This is a genomic window from Brevibacillus sp. SYP-B805 (assembly GCF_011059135.1).
In the GTDB taxonomy this organism is placed as follows: Bacteria; Bacillota; Bacilli; order Brevibacillales; family Brevibacillaceae; genus Brevibacillus_F.
Map to the genome: position 1 here is coordinate 114,349 of NZ_JAALGD010000014.1, position 7,649 is coordinate 121,997.

At 60.2% G+C, this 7,649-nt stretch carries 6 protein-coding genes; 5 read left to right on the top strand and 1 reads right to left on the bottom strand.

Translation table 11 applies throughout. The annotated features are described in order from the left end of the window. Window positions 1-27: 27 nt before the first annotated feature. On the bottom strand, window positions 28-1,686 hold the full coding sequence (locus G3578_RS16650) for a phospho-sugar mutase (RefSeq protein WP_165214108.1): 1,659 nt from the start codon (window positions 1,684-1,686) through the stop codon (window positions 28-30). Window positions 1,687-1,888: 202 nt separating this feature from the next. On the opposite strand from G3578_RS16650, the gene galT reads away from it, so the two are divergent. The 5 genes from galT to G3578_RS16675 are packed head-to-tail and all read left to right on the top strand — an operon-like array spanning window position 1,889 to window position 7,412. Next, entirely contained in the window at window positions 1,889-2,869 is a 981-nt protein-coding gene (gene galT / locus G3578_RS16655; protein ID WP_165214093.1) for a galactose-1-phosphate uridylyltransferase, read from the top strand. A gap of 3 nt (window positions 2,870-2,872) precedes the next feature. Continuing rightward, window positions 2,873-4,045, top strand: coding sequence for a galactokinase (locus G3578_RS16660; RefSeq protein ID WP_165214094.1), 1,173 nt, complete (start codon window positions 2,873-2,875; stop codon window positions 4,043-4,045). After that, the gene (galE, locus tag G3578_RS16665; RefSeq protein ID WP_165214095.1) at window positions 4,033-5,049 is read left to right on the top strand and encodes a UDP-glucose 4-epimerase GalE; all 1,017 of its coding nucleotides are present in this window, start codon (window positions 4,033-4,035) and stop codon (window positions 5,047-5,049) included. Before G3578_RS16660 ends, galE begins: the two co-directional genes overlap by 13 nt. Further along, window positions 5,036-6,145, top strand: a complete 1,110-nt coding sequence (locus G3578_RS16670; protein WP_165214096.1) for a M24 family metallopeptidase — start codon at window positions 5,036-5,038, stop codon at window positions 6,143-6,145. Before galE ends, G3578_RS16670 begins: the two co-directional genes overlap by 14 nt. Window positions 6,146-6,179: 34 nt before the next feature. Then, the gene (locus tag G3578_RS16675) at window positions 6,180-7,412 is read left to right on the top strand and encodes an ROK family transcriptional regulator (protein ID WP_165214097.1); all 1,233 of its coding nucleotides are present in this window, start codon (window positions 6,180-6,182) and stop codon (window positions 7,410-7,412) included. The last annotated feature ends 237 nt before the right edge of the window (window positions 7,413-7,649 follow it).

A 7,649-nucleotide genomic window follows, 5' to 3' on the forward strand; every position in this document is an offset into this window, starting at 1 on the left:
ATTTACCATATTATTCCTTCTGGCAGACTAGCGCATATGATACTGCAGGTAGGTAACCAGCACGGACTTGAGCGCTTCCGCCTTTTGCCGCGAGCGTTCGGCCGTCGCATCAACGGTGCTGATGTACAGCTTCATTTTGGGCTCCGTGCCGGAAGGACGAAGGGCGAACCAGCTGCCGTCCGACAGGATGTATTTCAGCACATTCGACGGCGGAAGTCCGTCAATGCTGTGCAGGTAATCCTTGATGGCTTGGACGGTCAGCCCCGCGATCTCGGAGAGCGGTGTGTTCCGCAGCGCTTGCATCACCCGCTTGATCATCTCTACCCCTTCCTTCCCCTTGCAGGTAAAGGCGTGCTGGAGATCGGTATAATAGCCGAAACGCGCCTGCAGCCGCTCCAATGCATCCAAAAGCGACATGCCGTTCGCCTTGTACGCGGCGGCCATCTCCGCAGTCAGCTGTGCGGCCTGGACCGCGTCTTTATCCCGCACGAAATCCCCGATGAGGTAACCGTAACTCTCCTCATAGCCGAACAGGAAGGTGAAGGTTCCCGACCGCTCGTATTCCGCGATTTTTTCGGCGATGTACTTGAAGCCTGTCAGGGTTTCGGCCATCCGGATGCCGTAGGCGTCGGCGACGGCCCGTCCCAGTTCGGAGCTGACGATGGTTTTGATGGCGATGCCGTTTTTCGGCAGCTTTCCTTGGGCCTGCCGCTGTTCCAGCAGATAGTGGAGCAGGAGGGCGCCAAGCTGATTGCCCGTCAGCATCGGGTACTCTCCCCGGGCGTCGCGGACCGCCACTCCCAGGCGATCCGCATCGGGATCGGTTCCCAGGATCAGGTCCGCCTCCCTCTCTGCCGCCTGCCGGATGGCCAGCGCGAACGCCTGCGGCTCTTCCGGGTTGGGGGAAGAGACCGTGGAGAAGTCTGGATCGGGGACGGCTTGTTCACGCACGATCGCAAGGTTGGTAAGCCCGCTCTCCCGAAGCGCCCGCTCCACCGGGACAAGTCCGGTGCCATGCAGCGGGGTGTAGACGATGCGCAGCCGATCGCCCGCCTGCCGGACGGCCTCCCGGTTGAGGAGAAGCGCGGACAGCCTGGATTGATAAGCTTGGTCGATCTCTTCCCCGATCAGTTGAATCAGTCCCTGCCGGAGACCTTCCTCGACAGGAAGGGTGGGCAGGGCAAGTTCGTCCGTAATGGCGGAAATCTCCTGCCAGATCTCTTCGGCCGCAGCCTCGGCGATTTGGCCGCCATGCTCGTTGTACACCTTGTATCCGTTGTACTCCGGCGGATTGTGGCTGGCGGTGATGACGATGCCGCCGGCGGCTCCCAGATGACGGACCGCAAAGGAGAGCATCGGAGTGGGCCGCATTTCCTCGAAAAGATACACCTTAATGCCGCAGCAGGCCAGCGCTCCTGCCGCTTCCCGCGCAAAGTCGGCCGAATGATGGCGGGAATCGTAAGCGATGGCAACCCCTTTGGCTTTGTTGGCTTCATCCTGCCGCAGCAGATAGCGGGCAAACCCGTGCGTGGCGCGCCGGATGGTGTACAGATTGATGCGGTTGGTGCCGGCACCGATGATGCCGCGCAGCCCGGCGGTGCCGAACTGCAGATGTGTGTAGAAACGGTCCTCGATCTCCGTTTCGTCCGTCAAGGCGAGCAGTTCTTCCCGCAGCGCAGGAAGCATGGCGGGATGGCTGCTCCAGTGGTGATAGGCGTCTTTCCATTGACTCAACGCAATTTTCCTCCTTAAGAATGGCGCGAAAAGGTTTACAAACGGGTCGCAGCGTAATATGATGAGCTTAGATAATTAAATTAATTAATTTAGTGATTATTCCTTCATTAATTATATCCTGCCAAATGATAACTTGCACAGGGGGGAGAGGCAATTGGCTGAACTGCGCTACAACCCGCTGCTGGATGACTGGACGATGGTGGCTTCCCATCGGCAGCATCGTCCGCAGATGCCGAAGGATTACTGTCCGTTTTGCCCGGGATCCGGCAAAGTGCCGGACCATTACGAGGTATACAGCTACAACAACGATTTCCCGGCGTTGATGCCCGAACCTCCGGAGCCCGATCCGGTCGGGTCGGACCTGTACCGGACGGAGAAGGCTTACGGGAAGTGCGAAGTGATTCTCTATTCGCCGGACCATACGGCCACTTTGCCACAGCTCTCCGTCGAGCATATCGAAAAACTGATCGATCTGTGGACGGAACGTTTTGTGGAGCTGGAGAAAGATCCGCGCCACCAGTATGTCATGATTTTTGAAAACCGCGGAGAGGAATGCGGCGTCACAATGCCTCACCCGCACGGCCAGATATACGCCTATTCGCAAATGCCTCTGAAAATTCGCACCGAACTGACAAATTGTAAGCGTCATCATGCGCGTACCGGCCGCTGCCTGATCTGCGACATGAACCGGGAAGAAAAAGCGTTTGCGCAGCGGGTCATCCATGAAAACGAGGATTTCCTCGCCTATCTGCCGTTCTTTACGGATTATCCCTATGGTCTCTTTATCGTCAGCAAGCGGCATATGACCGCGCTCAGCGACTTTACCCCGGCGGAAAAGCGCAGCCTCGCCGAGATCCTCAAGGAGATGACGGGCGCGATGGATGCCCTGTTCGACAGGCTGTTCCCGTACATGATGGTGCTGCATCAGCGGCCGGTGAACGGCGAGGACGTGGGGGATTACTATCACTTCCACATTGAATTTTATACGCCGCTGCGGGAAGCCAACCGGATCAAATATTACGCTTCTTCCGAGATGGGGGCATGGGCGGCCTGCAACCCGCAATCGGTCGAAGAAACGGCCGGCAAGCTGCGGGAAGCGCACCGCCTATTTACGGAAAAGGAAGGCAGGCGATAGCGGATGGGTATGATCGAACAATTTGTGGGACCGGGCGGAGAGCCGTTCCGCATTTTCTTCGCCCCCGGACGCGTCAATCTGATTGGCGAACATACGGATTACACCGGCGGCTACGTTTTTCCCGCCGCGCTTGACTGCGGCACCTGGGTGGCGGTCAGGCCGAGCGCGGATGGGCGCTTCCGGTTTTTCTCCACCGGCTTCGCCCAGCAGGTGGAATGTACGGCAGACGAGCTGGCGTACCGGCCGGAAGACGGCTGGAGCAACTATCCGAAAGGGGTCGTCTGGCACCTGTGCGCCCAAGGCGTCGAGCTGCCCGGCTGCGAGCTGATCTACCATGGCAATATTCCCAATGGTGCGGGGCTCTCTTCGTCCGCCTCGATCACGCTTGCAACCGCTTACGCCCTCTCCGCGCTTGCCGACAGCGGCATGTCGAAGATCGACTTGATCAAGCTTGCGCAGCGGGTGGAAAACGAGTACCTGGGCGTCAACTGCGGCATCATGGATCAGTTCGCTGTCGGCATGGGAAAGGCGGGACAGGCCATGCTGCTGCGCTGCCAGACGCTGGAATACCGCTATGTACCGCTCGCGCTGGGGGATTACCGGCTGGTGATCATCAACAGCAACAAGCGGCGGGAATTGGCCGAGTCCAAGTACAACGAACGCCGGGCAGAGTGCGAGGAAGGCTTCCGGATCGTGCAGGCCCATCTGCCGCATCGCGCCGACCTTGGCAGCGTCACGGTCGATGAGTGGGAGAGCGTCCGGCAGCACATTCCTTCGGCGGTGATCCGCAACCGGCTGGAGCATGTGGTGCGGGAAAACGATCGCGTCCAGCGCTCGGCAGAAGCTCTGGTTCAGGGGGACTTGCATACCTTCGGCCATTATATGAAGGAGTCCCATCAGTCGCTTCGGCAGCTGTACGAGGTAAGCGGCAAAGAGCTGGACGCGTTGGTGGAGGCGGCCGCGCAGGTGGAAGGCTGCATCGGCGCACGCATGACGGGAGCGGGCTTTGGCGGCTGCACGGTCAATCTGGTGCACCATGCCCAGATCGATGAATTCCGGCGGCGGGTGGAGGAGAGCTACCGCGGCGCCACCGGATTGACGCCCGAATTTTACTTCTGCGAGATCGGCGACGGCGTGAGAGAAATCGATCGGGAGGCGGAATCATGTCCATTTTGATAACAGGGGGAGCCGGATATATCGGCAGCCATGCGGTGGCGGAGTTTTTGGCGCACGGCGAAGATGTGGTTGTCCTGGATAACGTCCGGACCGGACACGCGGCAGCCGTGCTTGCCCAGAAGTTTTACCAGGGGGATATCCGGGATGCGGAGCTGCTTGACCGCATCTTCTCCGAGAACGCGATCGAAGCGGTCATCCATTTTGCCGCCAGCTCGCTGGTCGGGGAGTCGGTGACCGATCCGTTGGCATACTATGACAACAACGTCGTGGCGGCACAGCGGCTGCTGGCTGCCATGCGCGCGCACGGGGTGAAGAAAATCGTCTTCTCTTCCACGGCCGCCACCTACGGGGAACCGAAGCGCGTGCCGATCGAGGAGGACGATCCGACAGAGCCGACCAACCCCTACGGCGAAACAAAGCTGGCGATTGAAAAGATGCTGAAATGGTGCGACCGGGCTTACGGGATCAAGTACATCTCCCTGCGCTACTTCAATGTGGCCGGGGCCCATCCGGATGGCCGGCTCGGCGAGGATCACCGGCCGGAAAGCCACCTGATTCCCATCATCCTGCAGGTGGCATTGGGACAGCGGGAATCTGTCGCCATTTTCGGCGACGACTATCCGACGGAGGACGGCACCTGCATCCGCGATTACATCCACGTGATGGACCTGGCGCAGGCGCATTATCTCGCGCTGCAGCGCTTGCGGCAAAAAGAAGAGAGCGCCGTCTACAACCTGGGCAACGGCAGCGGTTTTTCCGTCAAACAGGTGATCGACAAGGCGCGGGAAGTGACCGGCCATCCCATTCCGGCGCGAGTGGAACAACGGCGTGCGGGCGATCCGGCTGTCCTGATCGCCTCGTCGGAAAAGGCGAAGCGGGAGCTGGGCTGGCAGCCGCGCTACGCGGATTTGGGCACCATCATCGAGAGCGCGTGGAATTGGCACCGCCATCATCCGCACGGCTACCAAACGGGCGCAGGGGGAAAGACGGATGGGCACCAATAAGGCAGCGGAAACGCGCATCGCCCGGCTGCGCACGCTGATGCGGGAGGCGGGCGTCGACGGGATTCTGCTTCGCAAACGGCGCCATTTCTCCTGGCTGACAGGCGGGCGGAGCAACTACATCGTGCAGATCACGGAATTGGGTGTCGCCGATCTGTTGGTGTTGCCCGACAAGGTCTATTGCGTGACGCTGAAAATGGAGGAAGCGCGCATCCGGGAAGAGGAGCTGTCCGATCTCGACTGCGAGTGGGTGGTGCCCGAGTGGTACGAAGGGGCGGACGAGGCGATCGCCGCCCTGTGCAGGGGGAAAAGGATCGGCCTGGATCACCTGCCGGCTGTCCTGGGAGTGGACGGGATCGATCTCTCCAGGCAGATTGCCGAGCTAACCTATGTGCTGGACGACTCGGAAATCGCCCGCTACCGCTCCCTGTCGCAGGCGGCGGCGAAAGCGCTGGAAGGTGTGTGCCGGAAGATCCGGCCGGGCATGAGCGAGCATGAGATCCACGCGCTGCTGGCGCACGATGTGATCGCACAGGGGATGAATCCCCAGGTGATCCTGGTGGCGACCGACGAGCGGATCTACCGGTACCGCCATCCCATCCCGACGGGGAAGAAGCTGGAGAAATACGCGATGCTGGTCCTCTGCGCGGAGCAGGGGGGATTAGTCACCAACGCCACCCGGTTTGTCCATTTTGGTCCGCTGGATGCCGAGCTGCGGGAGAACAGGGAGAAGCTGGCGCGGATTGATCTGGCCATGAATCTGGCGACACGCCCGGGTGTGGCGATCAGGGACGTCTTCCAGCAGGGGATCCGGATGTACGCCGAGATGGGGTTTCCCGATGACTGGCGCTATCTCCATCAAGGCGGACCGACGGGATATGCGACGAGGGAATTTTTGGCCACGCCGACCTGCGAGGGCGTTGTCCAGCTGGGGCAGGCGTTTGCCTGGAACCCGGCGATCCGCGGCATCAAGTCGGAGGACACCATTCTGGTGGGGCCGGAGGAAAACGAGTTTCTCACCCACACCGGCGACTGGCCGTACGTGGAAGTGAAGGAAGGCGGCCGCACTTACCTTCGGCCCGATATTTTGATACGCTAGGTTCAACGGCACGATGCAAAAGAGGAGTAATCACATGTCGCAAGAATTGCAAACAGGCAGTTTTCAATGGATGAAATCGTTGAATAAATCGACGATCCTGCACGTCATACGCCGGCACGGCCCGATTTCCCGGGCGGAGATTGCCAAACTGACCAAATTGACCCCGCCGACGGTGACCAATATCGTCAACGAACTGCTGGAATCCAAGCTGGTGGTGGAAAGCGAGCTGGGCGAATCATCGGGCGGCCGGAAGCCGATTCTGCTGCGCCTCGATTCCTCCAGGTTTACCGTCATCGGCATCTGCGTGGGAACGAAGCGCATACGGGGGGTAACGGCCACGCTGGACGGCCAGGTGGTTCAGTATGTGGAAGAAGGCATTCCGGCACAACCTTCGCCCGAGGAATTTTTGGCAAGGCTGACCAGTGTCGTGCGGCGCCTGATTACCCAGACGGATGAAGCGGTTCACTCGATCCTGGGCATCGGCGTCGGCATGCACGGCCTGATCGATCCGGAACGCGGGGTATCCATCTACGCGCCCCATCTGCATCTGCGCAATGTTCCGGTCAAGGAGGTGCTGGAGACCACCTTCTCGCTGCCGGTGGAAGTGCAGAACGATGTCCGGGCCCTGGCGCTGGGAGAGAGCTGGTTCGGCCAGGGACAGGGCATCTCCAATTTCATCTGCGTCTATGTGGGATCGGGCGTCGGGGCCGGCATCATCCTGGAGGGCCGCCTGTACCACGGAACCTCCTATTCCGCCGGGGAGATGGGCCATACCACGATCGACATCGAAGGGCCGAAATGCCACTGCGGCAACAACGGCTGTCTGGAGGCCTTCGTCTCGGGGCCGGCCATCGCCCGGCGCGCCCGGGAGGCGATTCGTTCCGGGGCAGTCTCCGTGCTCAAGGAATGGGTATCGGGCGACCTGGAGCAGCTTACGGGCGAAATGGTGCACCGGGCTGCCCAGCAGGGAGATGAGCTGGCGATCAGGATCTTGGAGGATACCGGCAAGTATCTGGGGATCGGTCTGGCCAACCTGATCAACACCCTCAACCCCTCGAAGATCATCCTGAGCGGCGGGGTTGCCCGGGCAGGCGATTTCGTTCTCCGGAAGCTGCGGGAAACGGTGCAGGAACGTGCGCTGCAAACGCCGGCGCAGGCGGTCACCATCGTGACGAGCGAGCTGGGGCCGCACGCGATGGAGATCGGGGCCGTCACCCTGTTTTTGCAGAAAATGTTCACGCCGGGCAAAGCGGCGGAAATCTCTTGAATAGACCAAAAACCTCGTGGGCAGCGCTCACGAGGTTTTTTTGGCATGGGTAATGGTTCCTGCTCGCTCTCTTGACGACCCTCAAAACCCGATAACCGGGTTTGTTTTTGTTGTATACGAAAACCCCCAGTTAGACTGGGGGTTCGGGAAAGCTTACAGCTATGAGTAGCCATCCTTTGAACCCGGTGATAAGATGGGAGCCGGTCTGCCAACCGCTCAAACTTATCACAGGAGGAC